2 protein-coding genes and 1 other RNA gene are annotated in these 2,995 nt (G+C 48.5%); 1 reads left to right on the top strand and 2 read right to left on the bottom strand.

Features of this window, described 5'->3' with window-relative positions; translation table 11 throughout:
- Positions 1 to 856 (bottom strand): hypothetical protein (locus tag Q0X35_RS06355; RefSeq protein ID WP_297566650.1); only part of this gene is annotated, 856 nt, incomplete at its 3' end.
- Positions 853 to 2,157, bottom strand: coding sequence for an ABC transporter permease (locus Q0X35_RS06350; RefSeq protein WP_297566648.1), 1,305 nt, complete (start codon positions 2,155 to 2,157; stop codon positions 853 to 855). The genes Q0X35_RS06355 and Q0X35_RS06350, both read right to left, overlap by 4 nt.
- A 402-nt stretch (positions 2,158 to 2,559) precedes the next feature.
- On the opposite strand from Q0X35_RS06350, the gene ssrA reads away from it, so the two are divergent.
- Positions 2,560 to 2,939: a transfer-messenger RNA gene (ssrA, locus tag Q0X35_RS06345) on the top strand.
- Positions 2,940 to 2,995 lie beyond the last annotated feature (56 nt).

The raw sequence follows: 2,995 nt of genomic DNA, 5'->3' as shown, positions 1-2,995 counted from the left end.
TAGCTGCACTGGCTAGGCAAAAACCTACGAGAAGATAGCTAAGCATTTTTTCCACGCCCGCAATAGATTCTAAAATGCCTGAGAATTGGGCAGAGTTATCTTCTAGCTGTAAATCTGGCAGCTCCTGCCGCGCCTTTTCCAAGGTAGCGGGTAAAGTGGAGGCATCTGCGGTGAAATAGCGAGCCAAAGTATAGGTATCTACGCCGCTTAACTGCCGGTAAGAGGCAAAATCAAGAAATACTTTATTTTCAGAAGCTCCCGCCGGCAGGCCAGTGGGATTTTCTGCTTTTCCGCTGAAAATTCCTTGCACCGGAATGCGCACGATTTTTTCGCCTTGTTGCAGGATGAGTTCGCTTCCGATTTGTAAATTATTTTGAGTGGCAAATTCCTGATGAATAAGGGCACCCGCTTTTTCTTCCGTTACTGCAGTCCCCGCCGTAAGGCGATAGATACGCCCCGTAAACTCTGGATAAAGCTCAGAGTTGGTGGTGCCGGTGATAGCAATATCTCCGGCAAATTCTGGATCTAGCTGTACGCTTCCGGTATTTTCTACCGGATGTGCATTCTGGGGGCGTCCCAGCGTCTCTCCTTCATATACGTGCTCTTTCACTCCGGGAATTTGCGTCAATTTTTCTGCATTTTCCGCGGTGAGTGCGCCGGCAGGGGAGGTAGCGGTAAAGCCAGCCCCTAAATTAGCATCAATTGCTTCGCGCATGGTGCTCATAGTGGTGCGCACGCCAGCTTGAGCTACTAAAGCGGTAAAAATTACCACCATAATCAGGAAAATAATAAGACTGCGCGCCGGCCGGCGGCTAAGGGCATACCCAGCTCGCCGCGGCAAAGATATGCCTTTCATTTAATATCCACCAAGAGTGCGCGCGGAGATTTTCTCAGCATCGGAGCAGCAGAAATCAATACACAAAGAGCAATTACCCCTAGAGCGAGTAATCCGACGCTAATTAAATCCTGCTGCGTGATGTGCACGGAAAGACTGTCTAGAGTGCGGGTAGCCATCGAAGATTCCATATCGGCACCGGCCTGTTGTCCTTTTGAGAAACTTTGCTGCGCCGAGGCGTTTACCGAGTTGAGCACGGAGTTGCCAATCTTCTGAGCAATTGCTTTTGCTCCGAAATAGGAAATAAGGAATGCGGGCAGAGAAATCATAATTAGCTCAGTAAAATATTGCGCCACCATACTTATTTTCTTGGTGCCAATAGAGAGTAATACGCCGGTCTCTTTTTTCCGCTCATTCATCCAGAGGAAGAGCACCAGAGTGAGGATAATTGCCGCAAGTAGGAAGGTAGCTATGCGGGCCCCGTTCATTACGCTGCGTACCCCGTCTACCGCTCCGGTGATACCAGCTAAGTATTGGGTGCTGCGAGCTAGCTGGTAGTTACGCCAGTCGATATTGAGCCTAGTGGCCGATTTTGCCACCTCTTCCAGCTGGTCTGCTTTATCCACAAAGAAATTAGCATCTTGATAGATCTCCGTCGCCGCATCCATACCGTAGAGCGTGCGGGTAGTATCGAGGTCGGTGAAGATAGTATTTGCAAAAAGTTCGCTCCGCTGTGCCGCTGGACGAGTATTATTTCCAGAAACTAAGCCAACTATTTCCGTCTCCACCTGTGCGGTAGAGTGCTTCTGATTATCTACGTCATACGGATTAGCTTTTAAGGTAATCTTGCTGCCGAGAGAGAGCCCATTCGCCTTCGCTAAATCGGCGTGAATTATTGATTTATGCTGGTCGTTTTCTTGTAGATGCCGCCCAGCAATTAATTTTAGGGCGCCGCTGCGGAAGTTGTTATCTAATTCGGTGCCATTTACGCCCCATACATTTGCCGCATTACCAAACTGGGCTTCTTTTTTCGCATCGTATTCTTGCTGGGGAAGTTTTTGCACTTGCGCATTTACCAGATCCGCCGTCACGTTTTGCCGCGCGACATAGTTTTTTACTCCAGCTAGCTGCGCTATTTTCTTAATATCTGCGCCTTTTACAGTGCCAGCGCCGCGGGGAGTGCCGGGATTAACTTGGGGATTATTTTGCAGTACAAAACCAGCACCGGTGCGGGCAGATACTTCTGCTCCCACTCGATTGGCGGATTCGGTTACGGCTCCCGTAGCGAGGAGTACCGTCATCATAGCCGTTAAAATACCCAAAATAATTAGCGTCTTGATTCTTTTTCTAAAGACGTAGCGTCCAGCTCTTCCTAAAAATGACAAGTAAGTACCCTTTCCTAGGTGTGCAGAGTCAGTTAGTAAGCGAGAGTATTACGATTCATGAAAAATGTAAATGGGAATGGATATCGATACATGCCGGATTTGCATATTTCCTGCGTATAGAGAAGAGAAAATACTCATATGTGCAAACTATGTAAACACATAGCTAGAGAGAAGTGCGGGAGCTACATAGGTGGGAACGGACTAGGTGGGATTTGGATAGGTAGGGACGGAATAATAGGGGTAGATGGGATATGGGTGTGGAATATTGCGGCTTGGGCAGAATAAGCGGCAAATATTTTGCTATACTGTAAGGCACTTTGGTGATTTATAACTAAATATGGGGATGATCGGTTTCGACGGTATTGATTGCCGGAGAGAAGCGGGTAGAGGAAGCAGAGTCAGCTCTTTAACGATTCTCTGCAAAAAATAGTTGCTAATAAGCATCATAACGATTTCGCCCTCGCTGCCTAAGCACGAGCGCATTTAAAGAAATCCGTCAGCCTCGCGTAGCTTTCGCGCGAGATTCCTGGCGTCGTCTTTAAGGAAGCCACTGTGTTTTCTGCAGGTTAGCGGTAGGAAACATAAACTTAGCTAACTAGGTTCGCCAGCGACTGGTTTGCGTGAGCGCTGGAGCCGAAAAAAGCGTCTAGCAAACTGCACCCGGAGAAGTCTCAGACATTCCGTATCGGACGCGGGTTCGATTCCCGCCATCTCCACTTGAGGGGGAAGTGTCGAACTCTCGCTTTCGAGCGTAGGTTCGCACTTCCCCCGCTCT

It is taken from the genome of uncultured Arcanobacterium sp., from assembly GCF_947253055.1.
Classification (GTDB): Bacteria; Actinomycetota; Actinomycetes; order Actinomycetales; family Actinomycetaceae; genus Arcanobacterium_A.
Note: the sequence above shows the minus strand (reverse complement) of the source record. Positions and strands in the feature narration are given on the sequence as shown.